At 58.2% G+C, this 24,463-nt stretch carries 23 protein-coding genes, 2 tRNA genes and 1 riboswitch; of the genes, 16 read left to right on the forward strand and 9 right to left on the reverse strand.

Annotated elements, in window-relative coordinates:
- The first annotated feature begins 121 nt into the window (after positions 1–121).
- Positions 122–514 (forward strand): PRC-barrel domain-containing protein, encoded by a 393-nt coding sequence (locus GH784_RS03380; protein ID WP_003514894.1) that lies wholly within the window; start codon positions 122–124, stop codon positions 512–514.
- Between the two features lie 66 nt (positions 515–580).
- Here the strand turns inward: GH784_RS03380 and GH784_RS03385 are convergent, their stop codons facing one another.
- The 4 genes from GH784_RS03385 to GH784_RS03400 all read right to left on the reverse strand — a co-directional run bounded on the left by GH784_RS03385 (position 581) and on the right by GH784_RS03400 (position 2,648).
- Positions 581–823 (reverse strand): DUF982 domain-containing protein, encoded by a 243-nt coding sequence (locus GH784_RS03385; protein WP_003514896.1) that lies wholly within the window; start codon positions 821–823, stop codon positions 581–583.
- A gap of 327 nt (positions 824–1,150) precedes the next feature.
- Positions 1,151–1,309, reverse strand: a complete 159-nt coding sequence (locus tag GH784_RS03390) for a YqaE/Pmp3 family membrane protein (RefSeq protein ID WP_003514897.1) — start codon at positions 1,307–1,309, stop codon at positions 1,151–1,153.
- A gap of 168 nt (positions 1,310–1,477) precedes the next feature.
- Positions 1,478–1,553, reverse strand: a tRNA-Thr gene (locus tag GH784_RS03395).
- 132 nt (positions 1,554–1,685) lie between these two features.
- Positions 1,686–2,648: an NAD(P)H-dependent flavin oxidoreductase gene (locus GH784_RS03400; protein WP_065703777.1), complete on the reverse strand. Its 963-nt coding sequence runs from the start codon at positions 2,646–2,648 to the stop codon at positions 1,686–1,688.
- 255 nt (positions 2,649–2,903) lie between these two features.
- On the opposite strand from GH784_RS03400, the gene GH784_RS03405 reads away from it, so the two are divergent.
- Positions 2,904–4,049 (forward strand): hypothetical protein, encoded by a 1,146-nt coding sequence (locus GH784_RS03405; protein ID WP_019564345.1) that lies wholly within the window; start codon positions 2,904–2,906, stop codon positions 4,047–4,049.
- A gap of 61 nt (positions 4,050–4,110) precedes the next feature.
- Here the strand turns inward: GH784_RS03405 and ppk2 are convergent, their stop codons facing one another.
- Positions 4,111–4,992: a polyphosphate kinase 2 gene (gene ppk2 / locus GH784_RS03410; protein ID WP_003514903.1), complete on the reverse strand. Its 882-nt coding sequence runs from the start codon at positions 4,990–4,992 to the stop codon at positions 4,111–4,113.
- Between the two features lie 240 nt (positions 4,993–5,232).
- On the opposite strand from ppk2, the gene phoR reads away from it, so the two are divergent.
- From phoR to phoB, 7 genes are all read left to right on the forward strand, one after another.
- The gene (gene phoR / locus GH784_RS03415) at positions 5,233–6,492 is read left to right on the forward strand and encodes a phosphate regulon sensor histidine kinase PhoR (protein ID WP_046205579.1); all 1,260 of its coding nucleotides are present in this window, start codon (positions 5,233–5,235) and stop codon (positions 6,490–6,492) included.
- 195 nt (positions 6,493–6,687) lie between these two features.
- Positions 6,688–7,722 carry a substrate-binding domain-containing protein gene (locus GH784_RS03420; RefSeq protein ID WP_003514907.1) on the forward strand — a complete coding sequence of 345 codons (1,035 nt, stop codon included), beginning with the start codon at positions 6,688–6,690 and terminating at the stop codon, positions 7,720–7,722.
- Between the two features lie 274 nt (positions 7,723–7,996).
- Positions 7,997–9,481, forward strand: a complete 1,485-nt coding sequence (gene pstC, locus GH784_RS03425) for a phosphate ABC transporter permease subunit PstC (RefSeq protein WP_003514909.1) — start codon at positions 7,997–7,999, stop codon at positions 9,479–9,481.
- Positions 9,478–10,800 carry a phosphate ABC transporter permease PstA gene (gene pstA / locus GH784_RS03430; RefSeq protein ID WP_003514911.1) on the forward strand — a complete coding sequence of 441 codons (1,323 nt, stop codon included), beginning with the start codon at positions 9,478–9,480 and terminating at the stop codon, positions 10,798–10,800. The genes pstC and pstA overlap by 4 nt, the downstream gene beginning before the upstream one ends.
- Before the next feature lie 14 nt (positions 10,801–10,814).
- On the forward strand, positions 10,815–11,630 hold the full coding sequence (gene pstB / locus GH784_RS03435) for a phosphate ABC transporter ATP-binding protein PstB (RefSeq protein WP_003514913.1): 816 nt from the start codon (positions 10,815–10,817) through the stop codon (positions 11,628–11,630).
- A gap of 98 nt (positions 11,631–11,728) precedes the next feature.
- Entirely contained in the window at positions 11,729–12,454 is a 726-nt protein-coding gene (gene phoU, locus GH784_RS03440) for a phosphate signaling complex protein PhoU (RefSeq protein WP_003514921.1), read from the forward strand.
- A 31-nt stretch (positions 12,455–12,485) separates the two neighbouring features.
- The gene (phoB, locus tag GH784_RS03445) at positions 12,486–13,169 is read left to right on the forward strand and encodes a phosphate regulon transcriptional regulator PhoB (RefSeq protein WP_003493692.1); all 684 of its coding nucleotides are present in this window, start codon (positions 12,486–12,488) and stop codon (positions 13,167–13,169) included.
- 299 nt (positions 13,170–13,468) lie between these two features.
- Here the strand turns inward: phoB and GH784_RS03450 are convergent, their stop codons facing one another.
- Positions 13,469–14,002, reverse strand: coding sequence for a GcrA family cell cycle regulator (locus GH784_RS03450; protein WP_003514924.1), 534 nt, complete (start codon positions 14,000–14,002; stop codon positions 13,469–13,471).
- A gap of 430 nt (positions 14,003–14,432) precedes the next feature.
- Between GH784_RS03450 and GH784_RS03460 the strand changes: the two genes are divergently transcribed.
- From GH784_RS03460 to GH784_RS03470, 3 genes are all read left to right on the forward strand, one after another.
- On the forward strand, positions 14,433–15,635 hold the full coding sequence (locus tag GH784_RS03460) for an aspartate aminotransferase family protein (protein WP_003514925.1): 1,203 nt from the start codon (positions 14,433–14,435) through the stop codon (positions 15,633–15,635).
- A gap of 54 nt (positions 15,636–15,689) precedes the next feature.
- Positions 15,690–16,607, forward strand: coding sequence for an ornithine carbamoyltransferase (gene argF, locus GH784_RS03465; RefSeq protein WP_003514928.1), 918 nt, complete (start codon positions 15,690–15,692; stop codon positions 16,605–16,607).
- Positions 16,608–16,830: 223 nt separating this feature from the next.
- Positions 16,831–17,820: an Hsp33 family molecular chaperone gene (locus GH784_RS03470; RefSeq protein ID WP_003514930.1), complete on the forward strand. Its 990-nt coding sequence runs from the start codon at positions 16,831–16,833 to the stop codon at positions 17,818–17,820.
- Between the two features lie 37 nt (positions 17,821–17,857).
- Here GH784_RS03470 and apaG read toward each other — a convergent pair whose 3' ends face one another.
- Positions 17,858–18,250, reverse strand: coding sequence for a Co2+/Mg2+ efflux protein ApaG (apaG, locus tag GH784_RS03475; protein ID WP_003514932.1), 393 nt, complete (start codon positions 18,248–18,250; stop codon positions 17,858–17,860).
- A 235-nt stretch (positions 18,251–18,485) separates the two neighbouring features.
- The gene (locus GH784_RS03480) at positions 18,486–19,670 is read right to left on the reverse strand and encodes an O-succinylhomoserine sulfhydrylase (RefSeq protein ID WP_003514934.1); all 1,185 of its coding nucleotides are present in this window, start codon (positions 19,668–19,670) and stop codon (positions 18,486–18,488) included.
- 42 nt (positions 19,671–19,712) lie between these two features.
- Positions 19,713–19,791, reverse strand: a riboswitch (SAM riboswitch).
- 73 nt (positions 19,792–19,864) lie between these two features.
- Between GH784_RS03480 and GH784_RS03485 the strand changes: the two genes are divergently transcribed.
- The 4 genes from GH784_RS03485 to GH784_RS03500 all read left to right on the forward strand — a co-directional run bounded on the left by GH784_RS03485 (position 19,865) and on the right by GH784_RS03500 (position 22,315).
- A complete protein-coding gene (locus GH784_RS03485) occupies positions 19,865–20,962 on the forward strand; it encodes a 2'-deoxycytidine 5'-triphosphate deaminase (protein WP_065703911.1) in 1,098 nt (365 codons plus the stop codon).
- Positions 20,963–21,018: 56 nt separating this feature from the next.
- Positions 21,019–21,092 (forward strand) — tRNA-Gly (locus tag GH784_RS03490).
- A 154-nt stretch (positions 21,093–21,246) separates the two neighbouring features.
- The gene (aqpZ, locus tag GH784_RS03495) at positions 21,247–21,933 is read left to right on the forward strand and encodes an aquaporin Z (RefSeq protein WP_065703780.1); all 687 of its coding nucleotides are present in this window, start codon (positions 21,247–21,249) and stop codon (positions 21,931–21,933) included.
- 88 nt (positions 21,934–22,021) lie between these two features.
- Positions 22,022–22,315 carry a hypothetical protein gene (locus tag GH784_RS03500; RefSeq protein WP_065703781.1) on the forward strand — a complete coding sequence of 98 codons (294 nt, stop codon included), beginning with the start codon at positions 22,022–22,024 and terminating at the stop codon, positions 22,313–22,315.
- A 135-nt stretch (positions 22,316–22,450) separates the two neighbouring features.
- On the opposite strand, the gene GH784_RS03505 is transcribed toward GH784_RS03500, so the two are convergent.
- On the reverse strand, positions 22,451–24,388 hold the full coding sequence (locus GH784_RS03505) for a glycosyltransferase family 2 protein (protein ID WP_162695629.1): 1,938 nt from the start codon (positions 24,386–24,388) through the stop codon (positions 22,451–22,453).
- Between the last annotated feature and the right edge of the window lie 75 nt (positions 24,389–24,463).

Raw genomic sequence — 24,463 nt, forward strand, 5'->3', positions numbered from 1 at the left:
TTCCGCGCCTCCTGATCCGCGTCTTCAGTCCGCAGCGCGCGAAAAGCTTCGGAACGAATTTCCGGTGGAGGGGTTTACCAAGTGTAATACTCACGAGGAAAATCCAAGGAGGAAAGACGTTATGTTGCATCAAGAACCCCGTGCCGGGCAGGACCCTTACGTCAAAGACACACCGAGCCTGATCGCCAGCGACAAGGTTGAAGGCACGCGCGTCTATGGCGCCGATGGCAAGCATATCGGCTCGATCCAGCGGATCATTCTGGAAAAACGCGGCGGCCGTGTCGCCTACGCGGTATTGAGCTTCGGTGGCTTTTTCGGAATCGGCGACGACTATTATCCGCTGCCGTGGGAAAAGCTCCATTATGACGAAGAGCTTGATGGCTATCGCATCGATCTTACCAAAGAGCAGATCGAAAATGCGCCTCACTTCGCCAACCTGGACGATGATGACCTGCTGCATGCGCGAGACCGCAAGGTTTACGACTACTACGGCGTCGCACCTTACTGGATGTAGATCGAACGAAATATGGCAAGCATGAAAATGGCCCCTTTCGAGGGGCCATTTGTCGTCTGAATATGGTCAGTGCGGATTTTTCTGCATCTCGGAAACCGCATCGGTAAAGCACTTTCGCGCTTCCTCCGGCGATTTGCGTCCATCAAGCGCAGCGCGGCAGGCGCTTCTGGCTCTCACGAAACTCAATCCGCGAATTTTGGGCCAGCCTTCCGTCAATAACATCAGTGCCTCGAACGGGCCGGCGATAACGCTTTTGCCCTTCGCCTCGAGATTGACCTCGACAGGCTCTGTCCATCTCTCGTTCTTCATCGTGCACCTCCCAGAGCAACGCGATCCCGAAATACACCCGACAGCAAAGCAACCCATGAACGCAGCCGTGTGTTACCGCTGATTAGAATAAGCGCAAGCGATCGAATTGACAACGGTGATCAACGAAAGCCGAAAAACGAAAGAATCGCCAGAACGATGACGACGAGGCCCACGATGTAGATGATCTGGTTCATGATTTTCTCCTTAGCTGGTGTCATCACCATAACGTGAGGGAGAAGATGAGGTTCCAGTCGGAATTACGAATTTAATCACGCACTAAAATATTGTGCGCATCTGATGGTTGTCCCGTCATATGCCGCGCAAATCTCATTTGCGCAGGATCACCCAGATCGCGTGAATGATGCCGGGAATGTAACCGCAAAGCGTGAGCAGGATATTCAACCAGAAATGCAGGCCTAGTCCGACCTGGAGAAACACGCCAACCGGCGGAAGAATGATGGCGATAAGAATACGAAGGACATCCACGATGGCAGGCTTTCCATTTGATTGCGACTTGCTGCTCAACGTGCGGAGGCCCGTTTGGTTTCAAAGGTTTTATGATTGCAGCAGCAGCGCCAAATGACGATTTCCGCCAGTGGACAACGCCGCGCCAAAGGCAACTAAGTGTCGGAAATGAATTTTTTTAGGAAGAAATGGTGCCGCTTACGTGACTCGAACACGTGACCCCGTCATTACGAATGACGTGCTCTACCAACTGAGCTAAAGCGGCCCGATTGTGACCCGTTTGTTACGGATCAGCTTCATGGCGGGCTGATACAGGCAATGCTGACGGATTTCAAGCCTTGAATGCGCGGGTTTCGAAAAATCCGAAAAAAAGCCTGCCCGTTGTTTATAGGTGGCCTCAGCCTCTCGCGCAGATGCGCTGTCTGGCTGCCTCATACTCGCGTGCCAGCCGATCGACGAGGTCAGCCACCGGCTCCACCACCTTGACCGCTCCGATGCCTTGTCCGGCGCCCCAGATATCCTTCCAGGCCTTTGCGCCGCCGGTGGCGGTTTCGAAGTCCATCTTGGAAGGATCCGCTTCGGGCAGGTTGTCGGGGTCCATGCCTGAGGCGACGATCGAGCTTTTCAGGTAGTTGCCGTGTACGCCCGTGAAATAGTTCGAATAAACGATGTCCTTGGCCTGTGCCTCCACGATCGCCTGCTTGTAAGCGTCGGAGGCCCGGGCTTCCTGCGTCGCGATGAAGGGGGAGCCTATATAGGCCATATCCGCGCCCATGGCCTGCGCCGCAAGGATGGAGCCGCCATTGGCGATGGCGCCAGCCAGCAGCAGGGGGCCATCAAACCATTCGCGGATTTCCTGAACCAGGGCGAAGGGCGAAAGCGTGCCCGCATGTCCGCCGGCACCCGTTGCCACTGCAATCAGCCCGTCCGCGCCCTTGCGGATGGCGGAGCGGGCGTGGCGATCGTTGATGACATCATGCAGCACGATACCGCCATAGGAATGCACGGCCGCATTGACTTCCGGTACTGCACCAAGCGAGGAAATCACCACCGGCACCTTGTATTTGACGCAAAGGCCGAGATCGTGTTCCAGCCGCCGGTTGGACATATGTACGATCTGGTTGACGGCGAAAGGAGCAGCCGGGCGCTCGGGGTTAGCCTTGTTGTGGGCGGCCAGATCCTCGGTGATCATTGCCAGCCATTCGTCCAGCTGGCTTTCGGGCCGCGCATTCAGCGCCGGGAAAGCGCCGATGACACCCGCCTTGCATTGCGCCAGCGTCAATTGCGGATGCGAAATAATGAATAGCGGTGACGCTATGACCGGAAGACGCAGATTGTCTTTCAGCACGGACGGCAGCATGTCTCCTCCCACGGATTACGTTTACGCGCACGTAAGTCAATATCGTGTTCGGCAGCGGATTGAAAGCGAAAACAGCGTCGTACTGGCCCGGCAGACCTGCGCTCACAGCGCCACAATGGATCGATTTTCCCCAAGGCAATCCGGTCTTTATCGCAAACGATGCTTGCGGAGGCGCGGCATAGCCGTTACCGAATCGTAAACCAATGGCGCACTGCCACATATTTTTTGCGAAGAGCAGTAGAATAAGGATCGGTCGTGAGCGGACTGGAAACGGCAATCAGAAATGCTCTGGAAAAATCGGACAGATCGAACGCCGAAGTTCGTGCACGAATTTACCAATCGTCCCGTCAGGCACTGGAAGCGGGCCTGCGCAAGCAGGGCATAGACGACCCGCAGATTGTGGGCCAGCAGCGCCAGCGGCTCGAAAGCCTTATCCATGTTATAGAGAATGAAGAGCGGAATCGTCTTCTGGACAGGGTGGAGCAGCAGTTGCGGCCGCCTGTGCCGGAAAGTGCGGCGCATGACGGCCCCTCGGTCGATCCCGTCTCACAATCGCAGCATCACGGCGATATGGCAGTCGAGCCGGAATTGCGTGGCGAAACGCGCGACGTGCGGCCTGGCGTCGCTGCCTCTCCGGAGCCGCTGAGTGCTGGACGTCGTAATGGAAAACCGCCAAGGAGAGGCTCCAGCGCAGGTGACGCCTCGCTCGCGTTTCGTCCGGAAGGTGCCGTTGGCCGCCGCAAGCGTCGCGGACTTTTCGCCCGGCTTTTCATGCTCGTATCGCTTCTGGCCTTTGTCGGTTTCGGCGCCTGGTGGGTCTATTCCTCCGGCCTGCTGCTCACGCCGGAGCAGCGCGATACCAGCGTGCCTAATCCGCCGGCACAAGTCCAGGCGGAGGACTTCAACGGTACTGAGCCCGCGCCGAGCCTTTCCGCCGGCCGCGGTTTTTCTGACGACTGGGTGGAAGTATTTAATGCGGAGCGCGGCAGTTCCGGAGTTTCGGCAGGCTCCCGCGCCAGTGTCGAGAACATCGCCACACCCGCCGGCAAGGCGATACGGGTGACGTCGAGAAGCGTCTCTCAGGACGGCGCAATCAGCGTCGAGGTTCCGGTGGAAGTGATGCGCGACATGGCGGGTAAATCCTCGACCATCTCGATCACGCTGCAATCCTCCAGCGATCGGCAAACGCAGGTTTCCGTAGCATGCGATTTCGCCACGTTGGGCGATTGCTCCCGTCACCGTTTCACGGCCACGGCCGAGCGTGCGGATATGCTGCTGAACACGACGTTCGAGCGTTCGCTTGCCCCGAATGCGCCCGGCAAGATCTTCATCAACAGCGATATCGATGGTAATGCCCGCCCGGTGAACCTGTACTCCGTGCGCATTTTGCCGGGTCAGTAAGAATCCAGCAAGAAGAGGGAACAAGCGCCGCAGCCGGGGCGCTTGTTGACGTCTCCCAGTCTTATTTCAGAAAACCCGGTCCTGATCCCAGGATCTTGTCGTCGATTTCGCCAATCGCCTTTTTGTCCTTGCCGTCGTAGTCAAGCGTATTGAGGATGTGGCGAATGAGGTTCACCCTCGCACGGCGTTTGTCGTTGGCGCGCACCACCGTCCACGGGGCGACATCGGTGTGGGTCTTTTCCAGCATCTCGTCGCGCTTTTGTGTGTAGTCGTCCCACTTCGTCAGCGCGGCGATATCCATGTCGGAAAGCTTCCAGCATTTCAGCGGGCTGTGGCGACGGTCATGGAAGCGCTCGATCTGCGTTTCGCGGCCGATATCAAGCCAGAACTTGAACAGATGAACACCCTCATGGACCAGCATCTTTTCGAGGCGTGGTGTTTCCTTGAGAAAGCGCTTGTGCTCTTCCGGGGTGCAGAAGCCCATAACAGGCTCCACCCCGGCGCGGTTATACCAGGAACGGTCGAAGAGGACGAATTCTCCAGCCGTCGGGAAATGCGAGATATAGCGCTGGAAATACCATTGGCCACGCTCGGTCTCGGTTGGTTTGGTCAGCGCCACGACACGGGCATAGCGGGGGTTGAGGTAAGCGTGGGCCGCAAAGATCGCGCCGCCCTTTCCGGCAGCATCGCGTCCTTCGAAGACTGCCATCACCCGTTTGCCGGTGGCCTGCAGCCAGAACTGCACCTTGACCAGCTCCACCTGCAGCGCCTCGAGGGTGGCGTCGTATTCCTCCCGCTTCATCTTTTTGTCGTAAGGAAAATCTCCGGCGGAAAGCTTTTTCTCCTCCACCCAGTCGGGAAGAACCGGATCATCGATGTCGAAGCTGCGCAGCTTGCCGCCAATGGTGATCTCCACCGATCGCTTCTTCGTTTCTTCGCCCATGCTTTCCTCCTGATGTTGTTGTGTAAAGGCAACTCGCTGCCAATGAGTTCATATCCACCCGCATAATTCAAGTGAAAGAGGATTGGTTAGCCGGAGTGCTACCGCAGTGACGATTGCGGCGCAGATTTTGCGCATATACGCTGTGGAAAATACGCGATGATGAATCTCTGTCATGAAGCTGGCCTATGAGACTCCGATGCGCTGTCAGGTGAAAGTGGAAAGTGTGCTGAAATGGCAGTCATGAAAGGCGAGAGCGGATTGAAGCTTTTTGCGAAAAAGCTTGGCCGAAACTGGTTGCCTGTTCTCGTCGTCAGCATGCTTGCAGTCGCTGCCGTTTCTGAGTTGCAAACGCCCTACATGCCCGCCGTCCTGTGGCTCTGTGCCGTCATCGCTATTTTGACCGCCCGGCAAAAGCCGGAGGAGCCGGCTAAGGATGAAACCGCAGCTGCTGAGGCGGAAGAACCTGATGTGCCCGGCGAAAACGTCATTTCCGGGGTGAGGGCGGGTCTGGCCGTTCTGGATACGCCGGTCTTCATCCTCGATAAAAACGCAGGCGTTCTTTATCAGAACGGCGCGGCGGAACGCGCCTTTGGCCAGCTTCCGGCCGGCGCGCATATTTCCGCCCGGCTGCGTTCGCCGGGCTTGCTGGATGTCATTCGCGAGACCATCACCACCGGCCAGCCCAACCAGGTCGAGCATTCCGAGCGTTTTCCCTCAGAGCGGGTCTTCATCGTCCGCATTGCCCGGGCGGATGCGGGAGAGGCAGCGGGTCCACCGTTCTACATACTTTCGTTCCGCGATGTTTCGGAGCTTCGCCGCATCGACCGCATGCGCAGCGACTTCGTCGCCAATGCAAGCCATGAATTGCGCACCCCGCTCGCCTCGCTGCGCGGTTTCATCGAAACCATGCAGGGGCCGGCCCGCAACGACCCCAAAGCGCAGGAACGTTTCCTCGCCATCATGCTGGATCAGGCCACACGCATGAGCAGGCTGGTGGATGACCTCATGTCGCTTTCAAGGCTGGAATTGCGGGCGAATATTGCGCCGGACCAGAAGGTCGATCTCGTCCCAGTCATCGGCCATGTGCGGGATGCGTTGCTGCCGCTCGCCAACGAGCTGGATGTGGTTATTACGCTGCATCTGCCCGACCGGCCGGCAGAAGTGCAGGGCGACCGCGACGAGCTGGTGCAAGTGTTTCAGAACCTCGTTGAAAATGCTTGTAAATATGGCCAGGAAGGCAAGGTCGTGGATGTCTGGCTGCGTGCCGAACCCGGTAAGCCGGTGGAGGTGAGCGTCATTGACAAGGGGCCGGGCATTCCTGCTGAACATGTGCCGCGTCTGACGGAACGGTTTTACCGCGTCAGTGTCGCTGACAGTCGCTCCAAAAAAGGGACCGGCCTCGGGCTTGCCATCGTCAAGCACATCCTCACCCGCCACCGCGCCCGCCTCATCATTAAATCGGAACTGGGCAATGGCACTGACTTTACCGTCAGATTCTGACATAGAGTACGTAACAGTCTTTAGCTTCGAAAAATTTTATAAATAAAATCAATAATTTAGGCTGTCACAAATCTTTCACCGAAGTGACATAAAAGGAAGTGGTTACGGTGGTTAAGAAGAGACCGCCGAGCGCATGCTAAGAGCGTCTGCCGCTATCGGCTGCGTCCACAAACAAGCCCACGACGGGAGAGACAAATGAACTTCGTTAAATTTTCCGCAGCAGCTCTGGTGGCTTCTGTCGCCTTCGCTGGCGCCGCCGCTGCTCGCGACCAGATCCAGGTTGCTGGTTCCTCCACGGTTCTGCCCTATGCCAAGATCGTTGCCGAAACTTTTGCTGAGACTTTCCCGAACTTCAAGGCTCCGGTTGTTGAGTCTGGCGGCACGGGCGGCGGTCTGAAGGCGTTCTGCTCCGGCGTCGGCGAAGGCACCATCGACATTGCAAACGCTTCGCGCCCGATCAAGAGCGACGAACTCGCCGCTTGTAAGGCCGCTGGCGTTGCCGACGTTCAGGAAGTGAAGATCGGCTACGACGGCATCGTCTTCGCAATGGACTCTTCCAACAAGGACATCAAGCTCGAGCCGAAGGATCTGTACCTCGCGCTCGCCGCTGAAATCGTCAAGGACGGCAAGCTCGTTGCCAACCCTTACAAGAAGTGGTCGGAAATCAACAAGGAACTGCCTGATGTAGCGATCGCCGCTTACATTCCGGGTTCCAAGCACGGCACGCGCGAAGTCTTCGAAGAGAAGATCATGGCTGACGGCTGCAAGGAAGCCAAGGCGACCGACGCCATCAAGGCGCTGATCACCGACGCCAAGCAGGCTGCTGCCAAGTGCGTTGCAGTTCGCAAGGACGGCGCTGCAGTCGACATCGACGGCGACTACACCGAGACGCTTGCCCGCATCGACGCCAACAAGACCGGCCTCGGCGTTTTCGGCCTGGCATTTTACGAGAACAACGCTGACCGCCTGAAGGTTGCGACCGTCAGCGGCGTTGTTCCGTCCACGGAAACCGTTGCCAGCGGCAAGTACCCGGTTTCGCGCCCGCTGTTCTTCTACGTGAAGAAGGCTCACCTGGGCGTTATCCCGGGCCTCAAGGAATATGTCGAGTTCTTCGTTTCTGACGAAATGATCGGCCCCGACTCTCCGCTCGCAAACTACGGCCTCGTTGCCGCTCCGGAAAAAGAACGCGAAGAAATTCGCTCCAAGTTCGCTGCCGGCGCTTCGATGTAATAAACAAGGAGGGGTGCGGCCTGCCGCACCCCTCTCTCCGCTCCGGTACCGTTGTGCTTAAGGCGGCTGTCTCCGGTTGACAGTTCCCATCCATCGCCGTCCACATAATTGTTGATGGATTACAGATGGATAGGATGTATCAACCTTGACGCTTGCCAGACTTTGTTACAGTCAGGCGGCAAGCATCTCTGGATGGTCCAGCGGTCTCGTTTTGATGACTTTTTGATTTGCCCGATATCGCACCGTGCTCTTGAGGCACGACGAGGGAACTCTAATGAACACATCGATCCTTTTGCTGATACTGGTGTTGATCGGCATCGGCAGTTATCTGCTCGGCAGCCGCCGCGCCGTTGCTTTGTCTGGTGGGCGTCCCTCCAGCATGCATTCCCGTGCCGGTTATCACGGTTCCTACGCTGTCGTCTGGGCGGTGCTGCCCGCAGCGCTCATTCTCTGTATCTGGCTTGTTATCAGCCCGCTGATCGTTACCTCTGCGGTGCGTGGCGAATTTCCCGAAGATGTGCGCTCCCAATCCGAAGCGCAGCAGAGCCTGACCTACGGCATGGTAACGTCCATCGCCCGCGGTCTTCAGCGTCTGACGCCGGAAGAAACCGCAAAGGTTGATGCGGATACGGCTGCGGTAAGATCGCTTCTGGCATCGAAGGGCGTGGCAATTGCCGGCGAACCCCAGCGTTTCATGGTCGATGCCGCCCAGACGCTGAATGCGATGACCTCCACCAGCCGCCTGGGCATGATCGCCACCGTGCTGCTGGCCGCATTCGCCGGTGCCGCTTATGCACTGCGTTCAATCGCGCCGCGTTTTCGGGCGCGCAACAGGGTGGAGCGGGTCATTCTCGCGGCTCTGGTCGTCGCGTCGTCCATCGCCATTCTGACGACCATCGGCATCGTCCTTTCGATGCTTTCAGAAGCAATCCAGTTCTTTACCATGGTTCCGGCGCACCAGTTCTTCTTCGGAACGGTATGGGATCCGCGTTTTGCCGCTGCCGGTGCGACTGACTCTTCCGGCCAGTTCGGCCTGATCCCGCTGCTCGCCGGCACGCTCTATATTGGTTTCGTCGCCATGCTGGTCGCCGTTCCGGTCGGGCTGTTTTCTGCGATCTATATGTCGGAATATGCGACGCCGCGCCTTCGCTCGATAGTAAAGCCACTGCTCGAGGTGCTCGCGGGCATCCCGACAATCGTCTACGGCTTCTTTGCGCTGACGACCGTTGGTCCTTTCCTGCGAGATATTTCCACGCAGATCAGCGGTCTTGCGACAGGCAACTACGCCAACTTCATCCAGGCGCAGAGCGTCATCACCGCCGGCTTCGTCATGGGCATCATGCTGATCCCTTATGTTTCGTCGCTGTCTGACGATATCATCACCGCCGTGCCGCGTTCGCTGCGCGATGGCTCTCTCGGTCTCGGCGCCACGCGCTCTGAAACCATCAAGAAGGTCATCCTTCCCGCCGCTCTTCCCGGCATCGTCGGCGCCGTGCTGATGACGGCGTCGCGTGCGATCGGCGAGACCATGATCGTGGTTCTTGCGGCTGGCGTCGCTGCCCGCCTGCAGCTCAACCCCTTCGAACCCATGACAACAGTGACGGTCAAGATTGTCAGCCAGCTGACGGGTGACCTTGAGTTTACCTCGCCGCAAACGCTGGTGGCCTTCGCGCTGGGCATAACTCTTTTTGCAATCACGCTTTGCCTGAATATCTACGCGCTTTACATCGTGCGCAAATACCGGGAGCAATATGAATGACCGACATCGTTTCCCCGGCGGCCGGTGCTGCCGCCGTGAACAAGGCCACGCGCCGTGATATCGGCATCAAGCGTCGCTATGCAGCTGAACGCCGCTTCCGCGCCTATGGATTGGCAGCAATCTCGTTCGGCCTAATCTTCCTCTTTCTGCTGCTCTGGTCGGTCGTATCCAAGGGTCACACCGCCTTCCAGCAGACGATGATCACCGTTCCGGTCGAGTTTTCCGAACTGATCATCGATCCAAAGAACGAGCGCGCAACCAATCCGGCAAAGCTGATGACGGCCAACTACCCCGTCCTCGCCCGTGATGCGGTGGCAAAGGTTCTCGGGGTCGCGCCGACGGATAAGGCCGGTCTTCGCGCCGTCAACGTCATGATCTCCGACAGCGTACGCACCCAGCTGCGTGATATCGTCGTCGCCGATCCGTCCGTCATCGGCACCACGCGCAGCGTCACGCTTCTGGCGTCGGGTGATGTCGACAGCGCCTTCAAGGGCCAGGTCGACATGTCGGGGGATGAAGCAAACCGCCGTATCTCGAACCAGCAGCTCGGCTGGATGAACCAGCTCGTGGAAAGCGGACAGCTTGGCAAGCATTTCAATACCGGCATCTTCGTCAACGGCGCTTCGAGCCGTCCGGAAGCCGCGGGTGTTGGCGTTGCGCTGATCGGCTCGTTCTACATGATGCTGATCGTGCTGGTGCTGTCGCTGCCGATCGGTGTTGCGGCCTCCATCTATCTGGAGGAATTTGCCCCCAAGAACCGTTTGACGGACCTTATCGAGGTCAACATCAACAATCTGGCGGCTGTTCCCTCCATTGTTTACGGTCTGCTCGGTCTCTCCGTCTTCATCAACTTCATGGGCTTTCCACGCTCGGCCTCGCTGGTCGGCGGCCTCGTCCTGACGCTGATGACCCTGCCGACGATCATCATCGCCACCCGCGCTGCATTGAAGGCCGTGCCGCCGTCGATCCGCGCCGCCGCACTCGGTCTTGGCGCTTCCAAGATGCAGACGATTTTCCATCACGTCCTGCCGCTGGCAATGCCTGGCATTCTGACCGGCACCATCATCGGTCTCGCCCACGCACTGGGCGAAACGGCGCCGCTGCTTCTGATCGGCATGGTGGCATTCGTCGCGAACTATCCGACAACGCCTATGGATCCGTCCACGGCCCTGCCGGTGCAGATTTACATGTGGGCGAACGAAGCTGAGCGTGCCTTTGTCGAACGGACATCTGGCGCTATCATCATCCTGCTTCTGTTCCTCATTCTCATGAATGTTGGCGCAATCCTGTTGCGTCGCCGCTTTGAGCGGCGCTGGTAGAGGGAGCTAGAGCAATGAACATGTTGTCGGAAGCAGCAGTTGAAAAGGCGCTGGACAAGAAAATGAATGAAGTCTCATACAAGATGATCGGCAAGGATGTTTCGGTTTATTACGGCGAAAAGCGCGCGCTTTACGACGTGAACCTCAATGTCCGCGAAAACACGGTGACTGCACTTATCGGCCCGTCCGGTTGCGGTAAATCCACTTTCCTGCGCACCTTGAACCGCATGAACGACACGATCGACGGTTGCCGGGTCACCGGCAAGATCACGCTCGATACCGACGATATCTACGATCAGCAGATCGACGTCGTGGAACTGCGTGCCCGCGTCGGCATGGTGTTCCAGAAGCCGAACCCGTTTCCGAAGACGATTTATGAGAACATCGCCTACGGCCCGCGTATCCACGGTCTCGCCCGCAACAAGGCGGATATGGACCAGATCGTCGAGCATAGCCTGCAGAAAGCGGGTCTCTGGAACGAGGTGAAGGATCGTTTGCTGGAATCCGGCACGGGCCTTTCCGGTGGCCAGCAGCAGCGTCTGTGCATCGCACGCGCGGTTGCCGTCAGCCCGGAAGTGATCCTGATGGACGAGCCGTGCTCGGCGTTGGATCCGATCGCGACTGCGAAGGTCGAGGAACTCATCCACGAACTGCGCACCAACTACACCATCGTCATCGTCACGCACTCCATGCAGCAGGCGGCGCGCGTTTCCCAGCGTACGGCCATGTTCCATCTTGGTCATCTTGTCGAAGAAAACGAAACCGACAAGATGTTCACCAATCCGGACGACCAGCGCACGCAGGACTACATCATGGGCCGCTTCGGCTGATCCCCGGCCGGTGCTTTATCGTAACCGTACAAGACTGGTGCCTCTGCCGTGCCCCGCTGTTGGGCACGCGCATGCAGGCCAAGCCGGAGGAATAGACCATGACACAGACAACGACCCATTCGCATATCCTGTCTGCCTATGACGACGAACTGAAGTTTCTGACGCGCCGCATCGCCGAAATGGGCGGTCTTGCCGAGCAGATGTGCGGTGACGCCGTGCGCGCACTCGTCAATTCCGATGCTGCGCTCGCGCAGAAGGTCATTTCGGACGATACCATTCTCGACCATGCTGAGCGCGAAATCGGCGACAAGGCGATCGTAACCATCGCCAAGCGTCAGCCGATGGCGGCAGACCTTCGCGAGATCATCGGCACCCTGCGTATCGCCGCCGATCTCGAACGCGTCGGCGATCTTGGCAAGAACACGGCCAAGCGCGTTATCGCTGTCGCCGGCACCGGCGTTCCGCGCAAGCTCGCCCGCGGCATCGAGCATCTGTCCGACCTGGCGCTGGTGCAGCTCAAGGAAGTCCTCGACGTCTATTCCACGCGTTCCGCCGAAAAGGCCAATGCGATCCGTGAACGCGACGAGGAAATCGATGCCATGTACACGTCGCTCTTCCGGGAGCTTCTGACCTACATGATGGAAGACCCGCGCAACATCACCACCTGCACGCATCTTCTGTTCTGCGCCAAGAACATCGAGCGTATCGGCGATCATGCGACGAATATCGCAGAGACGATCTATTACATGACCACCGGCAGCCAGCCGGAGGGCGAGCGTCCGAAGGACGACAGTTCCAACACGCTTGGTTCGGTGACCGAGTAACAGACAAGCAGAAGCTTGCGGAGTTCAGCATATGGTGCCCAAGATTGCAGTTGTGGAAGACGAGGAAGCGTTGAGCGTCCTGCTTCGTTACAATCTCGAGGCTGAGGGATACGACGTCGACACGATACCCCGTGGCGATGAGGCGGAAATCAGGCTGCAGGAGCGCATTCCGGATCTTCTCATCCTGGACTGGATGTTGCCCGGCGTCTCCGGTATCGAACTGTGCCGGCGCTTGAGAATGCGGCCGGAAACAGAACGCCTGCCCATCATCATGCTGACGGCGCGTGGCGAAGAGAGCGAACGGGTTCGCGGTCTCGCTACCGGCGCTGACGATTATGTCGTCAAGCCGTTCTCGACGCCGGAACTCATGGCCCGGGTCAAGGCCATGTTGCGCCGGGCCCGTCCGGAGGTTCTGTCGTCGGTGCTCAAATGCGGCGATATCGAACTGGACCGCGAGACCCATCGCGTTCACCGCAAAAGCCGCGAAGTGCGCCTCGGCCCGACGGAATTCCGCTTGCTGGAATTCCTGATGACGTCGCCGGGTCGGGTGTTTTCCCGCTCGCAATTGCTGGATGGCGTCTGGGGTCATGATATCTATGTCGACGAGCGTACTGTCGATGTGCATGTTGGACGTCTGCGCAAGGCCCTGAATTTCTCGCACATGCAGGATGTCATCCGCACGGTGCGTGGTGCGGGATATTCGATGGAAGCCTGAGCGAAGCGGAACCAGATAGTTTCGCTGGCGAAGTAGTGCACCAAAAAATCAGGAAGCCCGAAATCTGAAACGATTTCGGGCTTTTTCTATATGAGTATCCGCCAAACTCGATGCCATTATCCGTTTTGACCGGAGAAGATCGGCTGCGCGTTGAAATCCGGATTGAGGGGTCACGCCCAATAGTAAGGGGAAAGGGTGCGGCCTGCCATCAAGCCGCCCAGAAAGCCGCTTTATTTTTGTCATAAAAAAACGGGCCCGAAGGCCCGTAATTTTTGAGTGCTGAATGCGTGCCGCAACACTCAAGCCTTGCGGCGCTCGCTCACCGGCTGGTAGGCGAGTTTCGCATGGAACTTGCAATAGGGCGAAGATTCCAGCGCTTCACAACCGCAGAAATGGAAGTCGTCCTTCAGCGGATCGCCAACCGGCCATTTGCAGGTGCGCTCGGTCAGTTCCGTCAGCGTCAGGCGACGGGAAATCGGCGTGACAACGTTCTTGGAAGGAACGTAATCGAGAACCTGCGCGGTCTCGATATCGATCTCCTCGTGCAGCGCCGTTGCCGCGTTCGAACGGGTGAGGATGCGTGCCGGTGCCGCGTTGACGCGACCTGCGAAAGTCGTCGCACGCGGGGCAGGGGCAGCGGTGCGCTTCGGCGCGGAGCGTGCCGAAGTCACTGGACCGCCAGCCTTGACGCGTCCCGGCAGATTGAGACGATGGACCTTGCCGATCACGGCATTACGGCTGACGCCGCCCAGCTGCGCTGCAATCTGGCTGGCGCTAAGGCCCTCGGACCACAATTTCTTGAGCTTTTCGACTCGTTCGTCTGTCCAGTTCATGCCGCTTCTCCGCTTGTCGCGTGTATTTTCGGCAGAATCCCTCTCCGTCTCGCGCGCATGCCGCAAGCGTGGTTTCCGCCTGATTTTCGGTGACTAGTTCCGCCGCAATGCAGTCTAGTAATTAGCGATTAACCTAGTGCCAGCCCGACTCCGTGGCAAGAGTCGCGGGAATCATCTGGAATCGATTTTCCGGTTTTCCCCAACTTGCTGGCGTATTGAGTCTGAAAGGCAACACCTTGGGGCTGGCCCGCCGCCGCATACTAGTGCTTGAGAAGCCCGGGAAACGCTGACTTTTGTTGACATCGGCAAACGAAGTGACAATAGTGCCCCTGCCGCCGCAAGGCGGCATTTTGATTTTCAGGCGAGGGATAACCCCGCAAGCCTATTGACAACAGTTTGACAGCGCATCTGCGCAAGGAGTGATACAGCCATGGCCGAAGCCGGCGCGCCATTGTTTGATACGTTCTCAAGAGCCCCCCTGCGCTTCGAGCGCGGTGAGGGTGTATGGCTGTTCACGGAAAGCGGCGAGCGATATCTGGATTTTGCGGCCGGTGTTGCTGTCAACTCGCTGGGCCACGCCCATCCTCACCTCGTTGATGCGATCAAGACGCAGGCCGAGAAGGTCTGGCACGTCTCGAACCTTTATGAAGTACCGGGACAGGAAAAACTCGCCAGGCGCCTGACGGAAGCGACTTTCGCGGACAAGGTATTCTTCACAAATTCAGGCGCGGAAGCCCTGGAATGCGCCATCAAGACCGCCCGCCGTTATCACTATACCAAGGGCCATCCGGAGAAGTTCCGCATCGTGTCCTTCGAAGGCGCTTTCCATGGCCGTACACTGGCGACGATCGCCGCGGGTGGCCAGCAGAAATACCTCGAAGGTTTCGGTCCCAAGGTCGAAGGTTTCGATCAGGTTCCGTTCGGTGATGTCGATGCCCTCAAGGCCGTCATCACGGCTGAGACTGCAGCACTTCTGATCGAGCCCATCCAGGGCGAGGGCGGCATTCGCTCGCCCAGCAAGGAATTCCTGCAAATCCTGCGCGGATTGTGCGACGAGCACGGTCTGCTGCTGATTTTCGATGAGGTCCAGACGGGTGTCGGCCGCACAGGCAAGCTGTTTGCTTATGAACATACCGGTGTTGCGCCCGATATCATGGCGGTCGCCAAGGGTATCGGTGGCGGTTTCCCGCTCGGCGCATGCCTTGCCACGGCAGATGCCGCTTCCGGCATGACGGCGGGCGTACATGGCACCACCTATGGCGGCAACCCGCTGGCCATGGCAGTCGGCAATGCCGTGCTTGACGTCGTTCTCTCCGAAGGTTTTCTCGAGAAGGTCCGTGACGTCGCGCTGGTCTTCCGGCAGGGTCTGGCCTCGCTCAAGGACCGTTATCCTGACGTGATCGACGAAATTCGCGGCGAAGGTCTGCTTCTGGGCATCAAGGCGAAGATTCCTTCGGGCGAATTGCTGCAGGCCATGCGCGCAGAGCATCTGCTTGGCGTTCCTGCGGGCGACAATGTCATCCGTCTTCTGCCGCCGCTCGTCACCACGGCTGAAGAGGCCCGCGAGGGTCTTGCACGTATCGACGCGGCTGCCGCCTCCCTGACGGTTGCGAAACAGGCAAAAAGCGCCTGAAAAAATCAAGAGCGGGCCTCTCTTCAGGGGCTCGCAAGCATGGGACAGATTAGAATGGGTTCACCAAAACATTTTCTGGACCTCTCGGCCGTCGGGTCGGAGGATCTGCGGACAATTCTTGATGATGCGCGCACGCGCAAGATTGCCACCAAAACCGGCACGGCGGAAAAGCCGCTTGCTGGCAAGATGCTGGCAATGATTTTCGAAAAACCGTCCACACGCACCCGCGTCTCCTTCGATGTCGGCATGCGCCAGCTCGGCGGTGAGACCCTGTTCCTGTCGGGCACGGAAATGCAGCTGGGCCGCGCGGAAACGATTGGCGATACGGCCAAGGTGCTGTCGCGCTATGTCGATGCCATCATGATCCGCACCACGGATCACTCGCGTCTGCTCGAGCTTGCCGAACACGCCACCGTGCCTGTTATCAATGGCCTGACGGACGACACGCATCCCTGCCAGATCATGGCGGATATATTGACGTTCGAGGAACATCGCGGCCCGGTCAAGGGCAAGACCATTGCCTGGACGGGTGACGGCAATAACGTGCTGCATTCGTTCGTGGAAGGCTCCGCCCGTTTCGGTTACCGCATGGCGATGGCAGTACCGATGGGTTCGGAACCGCACGACAAGTTCCTGAACTGGGCACGCAACAATGGCGGCGAAATCTCGCTGTACCACGACGCCGACAAGGCAGTGGCGGGCGCTGATTGCGTCGTCACCGATACCTGGGTGTCCATGAACCAGGAACACAAGGCGCGCGGCCACAATATCTTCCAGCCTTATCAGGTCAATGAAGCGCTGATGGCGAAGGCCAACAAGGAAGCGCTGTTCATGCACTGCCTGCCGGCGCATCGCGGCGAGGAAGTAACGGATGCAGTGATCGACGGGCCGCAATCGGTGGTCTTCGACGAGGCGGAAAACCGGCTCCATGCGCAGAAGTCCATTATCGCATGGTGCATGGGCGTCATCTGACCGCTATCGGCCGGGTGCTTGAACTCGGCGATGCACATTCCCATCTGTGGGGCTTCGAAGACGCTCGTCGGCTTTTCGCTGGCGGGCCACCTCACGATTTGCACGATTTTCCCCGGAGGCGGTTTCGCTTCCCGGATCTCTGTGCGACAAGCTGAAAAAGTACATTTTAAAAGCCGGACTTTTGGACGGTAGCGGCGCAACGGCTGCGCCAGGGAGTTATGACATGGCAGATGTAACGGTTGAACTGGACAATCTCGATTTAGCTGGCGACGACAAGGTTGTGCCCTTTCAGGTCGAGGGTCTGGACGTGCGCGGTCGCGCCGTACAGGTCGGGCCGCTGTTGAATGCCATCCTCGAACGTCACGAATATCCCGAGATTGTCGCCCGCCTGCTCGCGGAAGCAACGGTTCTGACGGCGCTGATCGGCACATCCCTGAAATTTTCCGGCAAGCTGACCGTGCAGACCAAGGGCGACGGCCCGGTTGACCTTCTGGTGGCGGATTTCACCGCGCCCGAGAGCATGCGCGCTTATGCTCGTTTCGATGAGGAGCGGCTGGCGGAAGCTGTCGCTGCGGGGCAAACCTCGCCCGAACAACTGCTCGGAACCGGCATTCTGGCCTTCACCATCGATCAGGGCGTCGGCATGCAGCCTTATCAGGGCATCGTGCCGCTGGACGGTTCTTCGCTGGAAGAAATCGCCGGGGTTTATTTCCGTCAGTCGGAACAGCTTCCCACCCGCGTGCGCCTCGGCGTTGCCCAGTTCTTCGACCGTGACGGCGAAGGCAAGCCGCGCCATAGCTGGCGTGCAGGCGGCGTGATTGCCCAGTTCCTGCCGCAGGCGCCCGAGCGTTTGCGCATGCGCGATCTCCATGGCGGTGACGGCGACGAGGGCGATTATGAAGTGGCGGAGGACGATGCTTGGACAGAGGCGGTGTCGCTGCTGAATACGGTGGATACCGACGAGCTGACCGATCCGCAGGTGCCAGTGGAGCGTCTGCTTTACAGGCTTTTCCACGAGAGCGGCGTGCGCATCTACGATCCGCAGGTCATTTTCGACCGTTGCAGCTGTTCACGGGACAAGATTAAGGGTGTGCTGTCCGGTTTCACCGCCGAAGAGATCAAGGCGAGTGAGGAAGACGGTGCGATTGCCGTAACGTGCGAGTTCTGCTCCACGACCTATCGCTACGATGTCAGTGAATTTGAAAACGTCTGACGAGGAGAGCCGCGCTTGTGAATGGCGCGGCTTTTTGTCAGTTCAGCACCCGCAACAGGCCGGGTGAATCCAGTGAAAAGGCGGGTATGGTGACGTTGAACACCTCGCCTTTGTCCGTTTCCATTTCATAATGGCCAAACATAAGGCCAGACGGCGTATCCAGCGGGCAGCCGGATGAATATTCGTAACTGTCGCCGGGGTTCAGATGCGGTTTTTCGCCGACGACACCCGGCCCGTAGACCTCATCCACCTGTCCGTTCTGGTCGGTGATGTGCCAATAGCGGTTGACGAGTGTTATCGGAACATCGGAATTGTTCGAGATCACGACTTTATAGCCCCAGACATAACGATCGTCATCCGGGTCGGACTGCTCCTCGAGATAATACGGATCGACCGTTACCTCGATATCCCTTGTCAGAGCACGATACATACGCGCCACACCTCGATATTTTCCCTGCTGCCATCATCCTACACTACAGGTTCTGGCTATCGTCAAGAAAATGAATGACTTGACGACCACGCGCATCTTCTGTTGCGCCGTTTTTTCACCGTTAGGGATAACGGTAAAGGTAAATATTGGTTGCCCGACGCGGGCTTTCACCCAGGCGGGATGTGTGCCATGGCCCGACGGGAAGTCGGGCCATGGCGATATGTCGATTGAATCCTTAAACTGAAACGGCCGCAAGACCCTTCGCCAGATCTTCCAGCAGATCGTCCGTATCTTCGATACCGCAGGAAAGACGCAAGGTCCCGCCGGAAATACCCAGTTCGGCACGCGCCTCGTCGGTCAGGTTCTTGTGCGTCGTGGTGCCAGGGTGGGTAATGAGGCTCTTGGCATCGCCGAGATTGTTGGAAATCTTCACGATATCAAGCGCATTCTGCAGTGCGAATGCCGCTTCCTTGCCGCCCTTCAGTTCGAAAGCCACGAGCGTCGAGCCGCCCGACATCTGCCGCGCGATGATGTCTGCCTGCGGATGGTCGGCGCGACCGGGATAGATCACTTTGGCAACCTTGCCGCTGTCGGCGAGGAAATCGGCGATCTTCGAGGCATTGGCCGTCTGCTGCTTGACACGCAGCGGCAGGGTTTCGATGCCCTTCAGCAGTGTCCAGGCATTGAACGGCGACATGGCTGGGCCGGTGTGGCGGAAATAGTCCTGCAGCTCTTCCTCAATCCACTTCTTGTCGGAAAGGATCACGCCGCCAAGGCAACGGCCCTGACCGTCAATGTGCTTCGTCGCCGAATAAACGACGATATGGGCGCCGAGTTCGAGTGGCTTCTGGAAAAGCGGTGTGGCGAAAACATTGTCGACAACCACTTTCGCGCCGATCTGGTTGGCGAGCTTCGCCACGCCGGCAATATCCACCACTTCGAGCGTCGGGTTGGTCGGGCTTTCGAGGAAAAACAGCTTGGTGTTCGGCTGGATCGCCTTTTCCCAATTGTTGAGATCGCGTCCGTCGATCAGCGTGCACTCGATGCCGTATTTGGGTGCAAGCGTTTCTACCACCCAACGGCAGGAGCCAAAAAGCGCGCGGGCAGCAACGATGTGATCGCCGGCACGCAGCTGGCACATGATGGCGGCTGTCACGGCGGCCATGCCGGAGGCAAGCGCACGGGCGTCTTCCGCACCTTCCAGCAGGCACATGCGCTTTTCGAACATGTCATTGGTCGGGCTTGCATAGCGGGCATAGATGAAGCCATCCGTTTCGCCCTTGAAGCGCGCTTCGGCGGCTTCGGAGTTTTCGTAAACGAAACCCTGGGTCAGATAGATCGCTTCCGACGTTTCACCATAGGGTGAGCGTAGCGTACCACCGTGAACGAGCTGGGTTGCCGGGCGCCATTTATTGCTCATGTGATCACCTCAAAACAAAAAAACCGGTCGCAAAAGCAGACCGGTTCCTAGCACCCGGTCTTTTTAGCCACTTGTTTAACGTGGCTGCAAGCCGACCGGCCAAATCACCACGGGATAAGCTTGCCATACTGCCGTTACCGGCTTGCGTCAATGCTTTCCTTTTGGTTTTGTCGCCGTAAAAAGGAATGATGATCATGACCAGAACCACGGGCATTTTGGCGGATGGCGCGATCAGGGCGCTGTTTGCGGGCGGCAAGCTGAGAAGCGAGGCTGATCTCGATGGCGATCAGGTGCAACCCGCCAGCCTCGATCTGCGACTGGGCTCCAAAGCCTATCGCGTGCGCGCCAGTTTCATGCCCGGCCCCGGAACGCGAGTCATCGACAAGCTCAACCGCTTCAGCCTGCACGAGGTCGATCTGAGCGAGGGGGCGGTGCTGGAAACCGGTTGCGTCTACATCGTGCCCTTGATGGAGAGCCTGGAGCTGCCGGCGGATATGTCGGCTTCGGCCAATCCGAAAAGCTCGACTGGGCGTCTTGATATCTTCACCCGCGTCATGACCGACAATGCGCAGGAATTCGACAAGATACCTGCGGGCTATGCCGGCCCGCTCTATCTGGAAATCAGCCCGCGCACCTTCCCGGTCGTCGTGCGCCGTGGCTCGCGCCTCTCGCAAATCCGTTTCCGCATCGGCCACTCGTTGCTCAACGAGGCCGAGCTTCTGAAATTGCACGAGACGGAGATGCTGGTCGCCAGCGAAACCCCTAATGTGACCGGCGGCGGCATCGCGCTTTCCATCGACCTTAAGGGTTTTGGCGAAAAAGGGCTGATCGGCTATCGCGGCAAGCATCACACAGCGGTAGTAGATGTCGACAAGAAGGCTCAGCACGATGTTCTCGATTTCTGGGAACCTCTATACGCCCGCGGCCGTGCCGAACTGATCCTCGATCCGGATGAGTTCTATATTCTCGTTTCGCGTGAAGCGGTGCATGTACCGCCACTTTATGCGGCCGAAATGACACCCTTCGATCCCTTGGTGGGCGAGTTCCGCGTGCATTATGCGGGCTTCTTCGATCCAGGCTTCGGCCATGCGCAGGCGGGCGGCACGGGCAGCCGCGCCGTTCTCGAGGTGCGCAGCCACGAGGTGCCCTTCATCCTCGAACACGGCCAGATCGTCGGCCGGCTGGTTTACGAGCACATGTTGCAAAAACCTGATGGCCTCTACGGCAGCGGCCTTGGCTCCAACTATCAGGCACAGGGCCTGAAGCTCTCCAAGCATTTCCGCACGGAGTAATGATCCTGTCGGGTGCTTGACACCCGATAAGAACTGTCCGATGTCTTGTGCGCGGCGCGGGTGTAGCTCAATGGTAGAGCAGCAGCTTCCCAAGCTGAATACGAGGGTTCGATTCCCTTCACCCGCTCCATATTTTCAAGGCAATCCAAACAACTTCCTGGCCAGCCAAAAGCGCGCATGTCACCGCCATCGCTGCGGCAAACGTGCGACTATGCGATTTAGCTTGACTACAATTAAATTGCACGTAATAGTTGATGCGGTCGTAACATTATTGGGGGAGTGTTATGAGTCGCAAGCTTCTTTCGGAATTTCTTGGCACTTTCTGGCTCGTTTTCGGAGGTTGCGGCAGTGCGGTTTTTGCCGCTGCTTTTCCTGAACTCGGCATTGGCTTTCTCGGTGTCGCTTTCGCTTTCGGTCTCACGGTTTTGACCATGGCCTATGCGGTCGGCGGCATTTCGGGCGGTCATTTTAATCCGGCCGTTTCCGTCGGTCTGTCCGTTGCTGGCAAATTTCCGGCATCGAACCTCGTTCCTTACATAGTGGCGCAGGTTTTAGGGGCGATTGTCGCGGCGGGGGCGCTTTATGTCATCCTTACCGGCAAAGCCGGTGCCGATATTGGCGGTTTTGCCGCAAATGGTTACGGGGAACATTCACCGGGTGGATATTCGCTCGTGTCGGCGCTGCTGATCGAAGTCATTTTGACGGCATTTTTCCTGATCGTCATTCTGGGATCGACGCATGGCAGGGTTCCCATTGGTTTTGCGCCGATCGCAATCGGCCTTGCTCTCACACTTATTCATCTGATCTCCATTCCGGTCACCAATACATCCGTCAATCCGGCCCGCTCGACGGGACAGGCATTGTTTGTTGGTGGATGGGCGCTGCAACAGCTCTGGCTGTTCTGGCTCGCTCCGATCCTCGGCGGCGCAATCGGCGCCGTGGTCTGGAAACTTTTCGGCGAGAAAGACTAAGGCTCAAGGCCCGCTTTCTCCGGCCCGCACACATGAATGGGAAGCATTGTTTCTCCGAATGGTCGGGGAAACCTGTGAGGAGGATGACATGGATCTTACTTCGATATTGGCCCAAATTGTCGGCGGTGCGGTTGGTGGTTCGGCCGGCGGAAAAATACTCAAGGATTCTGATCTCGGTGCGCTCGGCAACCTGATTGCCGGCGCTATTGGCGGCATCGGCGGAGGAACCGTGCTCGGATCGCTGCTCGGGACGGCGGGAACTGCTGCCGCCGGCGGCATGGATATAGGTGCTCTTGCCGGCCAGCTTGTTGGCGGCGGCGTCGGCGGCCTGATTGTCCAGATCATTGTAGGCCTCATCAAGAACAAGCTTGTTGCCAAATAGAGCTGCTCGGCCGATCTTTTGCGAAGCGATAAAGCTTGCCGATGGAGAAGCCTCGATCGGCAAGGCGTTTTGGTTTGTGCAATATCCGCAGTGGCGGCGCTGACGGAACCGGAATTCGTTTATAAAATCCGGTCGTCAGGCCTTGTTCCTGATGAACGGCATATGCGGCGTCTTGTTCCAGACGAACGGCTTGGTTTTCAATTCCACCACGGCGCGCCATGCGGCGAATGACAGCATCAGCCAATAAAGCGGGATCGCCAACCAGCGCCGTCCGACCTGTTGTTTCTCATGAGCTATCATCCTGTTTCTGCCCATCAGTACGAATATGGCGTAGCTTCCGAAAATATTCAGCGTATCGATAAAAAACAGAATGCCCTGCCAGGAAAGCAGCATATCCGCGCCGTTTTCCCGGATTGCCATGGCCATGAAGGCGAAGGAAACAAACAGCAAGGGATGGGCCAGCGACGACAGAAGCATGCCGCCAATCAGCAGCTGAAAGACGATATAGGCGATCCATCCCATGCGGTGCGCGGTCGTGAAGGGCGAGCGGGTCATGACCAGCCAGCTTTGCAGCCAGCCCTTGTACCAACGCGCGCGCTGGTTCAGCCAGACGGAAAGGGAGGTCGGAGCATCCTCCAGTGTCTGTCGCCGGATGACACCACAGCGATAACCCAGCCTGTGCAGCCGGAGGCCCATATCGGCATCTTCCGTCACATTATACGGGTCCCATCCTCCCACCCGGCGTAACACGGCGGTGCGAAAATGGTTGGAGGTGCCGCCAAGCGGCAGCGGCAGCTTGCACGCTGCAAGAACGGGCAACAGGCAGCGGAAAAGGCCGGAATATTCCAGTGCGAAACAGGCGCTGAGCCAGGAGGAGCTGGCATTGCTGATAATAAGCGGCGCCTGCACACAGGCCACCTCGTCCGGCTGGCCGCGGAAGGCGGCGTAGGCTTCGCGCAATTGCAGCGGATGCGGCCGGTCCTCGGCGTCGTAAACGGCAACGAAAGTGCCACGCGCGCCGGAAAGCGCATAGGTCAGGGCCTTGGGCTTCGTGCGTGGCATGGATGGCGGCACGCTGACGATCTCGATATGCGGACCGGGATTTATCCGCTGGATGGCCTCGATCGTCGCTACGTCGTCTGCCTCGCAGACGAGCTTGATATCGAGCCGGGATTTGGGCCAGTCCAGCCGCTCCAGCGCATGAATGAGCTGCTCAACGACCGCCTCTTCGCGATAAAGCGCCACAAGAATAGTGTAGACCGGCAGCTCCCCGTCCTGCTGGAGTGGTATGACGGTTTTCGCATCGTTTCCTTTTGGCGTATGGACGAGTGCAAACAACCTGAAAAGCAAGGTGGAGAGATAAAGCATCGTGAGGGTGACGTGAATATAGGCCAGGGCCGCCTGCGTATAAAACAGTAGCGACAGAACGAGCAGGGTAACGAAAATGCCGCTGACAAAACCCTGCTCGCCATGCAGCGTGATCCTTGCGGAATGCTGCGGCGCGGCGTTGAAAAGCTGATGTCGCGTGTCTCGGCAGCGGCGTGCTTCGCCCGCCTTCCAGATTGCGCTGCGCATGGCTTGTGGCGTGGTCACGGCAAGTTCTTCGAGAAGATACGGGCGCTGATCGAGGATGCCTTTCAGCAATTCCATCCTTGCCAGTTCCGGCACGATCAGCAACACTGGCTTACCATTCAGCGGTGTCAACCGCAGGAGCCGTGGTTCGGCTAGTTGCGCGTCCAGGTGATTGAGGTCTGCCACACGACCCGGATCGATTTCCGGTCGAAACGGCAATCGCAACAATCTGGCAAAAGCACCGTAATACGCATCCGCATCGACCAGGCCGCTCGCCAGCAATTCGTCTTCCACGGTTGAGCCGTTTTTGAGGGCCTGCTCTTCGAATGCAGCGATGTAAGGCTTGCCGAACCCCAGCGAAGAGAGAAAGCGTGTTGGCCCATGCTCGTCCGGTTCGGGCGCTGTCCAAAGCGGATTGTCGCCGATGAGCGAAAACGCAATTTTTCGCCCCGCTGACGTCGTGCGGAACGATTCTCGTGTATAGTGCCTAAAATAATCCATGCATCGCCGCCGCCGCCATGGTAACGCCCTGCTTCTTGCTACGGACAGTATAGATGAGAATGATGAATGTAACGC

This window comes from Agrobacterium tumefaciens (assembly GCF_009649785.1).
In the GTDB taxonomy this organism is placed as follows: Bacteria; Pseudomonadota; Alphaproteobacteria; order Rhizobiales; family Rhizobiaceae; genus Agrobacterium; species Agrobacterium tumefaciens.

Excerpts from the sequence above, each read along its gene's own strand:
- GH784_RS03480 (WP_003514934.1), bottom strand. The coding sequence starts at position 19,670 with ATGAGCAATAAATGGCGCCCGGCAACCCAGCTCGTTCACGGTGGTACG.
- GH784_RS03420 (WP_003514907.1), top strand. The coding sequence starts at position 6,688 with ATGAACTTCGTTAAATTTTCCGCAGCAGCTCTGGTGGCTTCTGTCGCC.
- GH784_RS03485 (WP_065703911.1), top strand. The coding sequence starts at position 19,865 with ATGACCAGAACCACGGGCATTTTGGCGGATGGCGCGATCAGGGCGCTG.
- apaG (WP_003514932.1), bottom strand. The coding sequence starts at position 18,250 with ATGTATCGTGCTCTGACAAGGGATATCGAGGTAACGGTCGATCCGTAT.
- GH784_RS03505 (WP_162695629.1), bottom strand. The coding sequence starts at position 24,388 with ATGGATTATTTTAGGCACTATACACGAGAATCGTTCCGCACGACGTCA.
- phoR (WP_046205579.1), top strand. The coding sequence starts at position 5,233 with ATGAAAGGCGAGAGCGGATTGAAGCTTTTTGCGAAAAAGCTTGGCCGA.
- phoB (WP_003493692.1), top strand. The coding sequence starts at position 12,486 with ATGGTGCCCAAGATTGCAGTTGTGGAAGACGAGGAAGCGTTGAGCGTC.
- phoU (WP_003514921.1), top strand. The coding sequence starts at position 11,729 with ATGACACAGACAACGACCCATTCGCATATCCTGTCTGCCTATGACGAC.
- GH784_RS03450 (WP_003514924.1), bottom strand. The coding sequence starts at position 14,002 with ATGAACTGGACAGACGAACGAGTCGAAAAGCTCAAGAAATTGTGGTCC.
- GH784_RS03400 (WP_065703777.1), bottom strand. The coding sequence starts at position 2,648 with ATGCTGCCGTCCGTGCTGAAAGACAATCTGCGTCTTCCGGTCATAGCG.
- GH784_RS03460 (WP_003514925.1), top strand. The coding sequence starts at position 14,433 with ATGGCCGAAGCCGGCGCGCCATTGTTTGATACGTTCTCAAGAGCCCCC.
- ppk2 (WP_003514903.1), bottom strand. The coding sequence starts at position 4,992 with ATGGGCGAAGAAACGAAGAAGCGATCGGTGGAGATCACCATTGGCGGC.
- GH784_RS03500 (WP_065703781.1), top strand. The coding sequence starts at position 22,022 with ATGGATCTTACTTCGATATTGGCCCAAATTGTCGGCGGTGCGGTTGGT.
- GH784_RS03470 (WP_003514930.1), top strand. The coding sequence starts at position 16,831 with ATGGCAGATGTAACGGTTGAACTGGACAATCTCGATTTAGCTGGCGAC.
- argF (WP_003514928.1), top strand. The coding sequence starts at position 15,690 with ATGGGTTCACCAAAACATTTTCTGGACCTCTCGGCCGTCGGGTCGGAG.
- pstC (WP_003514909.1), top strand. The coding sequence starts at position 7,997 with ATGAACACATCGATCCTTTTGCTGATACTGGTGTTGATCGGCATCGGC.
- GH784_RS03380 (WP_003514894.1), top strand. The coding sequence starts at position 122 with ATGTTGCATCAAGAACCCCGTGCCGGGCAGGACCCTTACGTCAAAGAC.
- pstA (WP_003514911.1), top strand. The coding sequence starts at position 9,478 with ATGACCGACATCGTTTCCCCGGCGGCCGGTGCTGCCGCCGTGAACAAG.
- GH784_RS03385 (WP_003514896.1), bottom strand. The coding sequence starts at position 823 with ATGAAGAACGAGAGATGGACAGAGCCTGTCGAGGTCAATCTCGAGGCG.
- pstB (WP_003514913.1), top strand. The coding sequence starts at position 10,815 with ATGAACATGTTGTCGGAAGCAGCAGTTGAAAAGGCGCTGGACAAGAAA.
- aqpZ (WP_065703780.1), top strand. The coding sequence starts at position 21,247 with ATGAGTCGCAAGCTTCTTTCGGAATTTCTTGGCACTTTCTGGCTCGTT.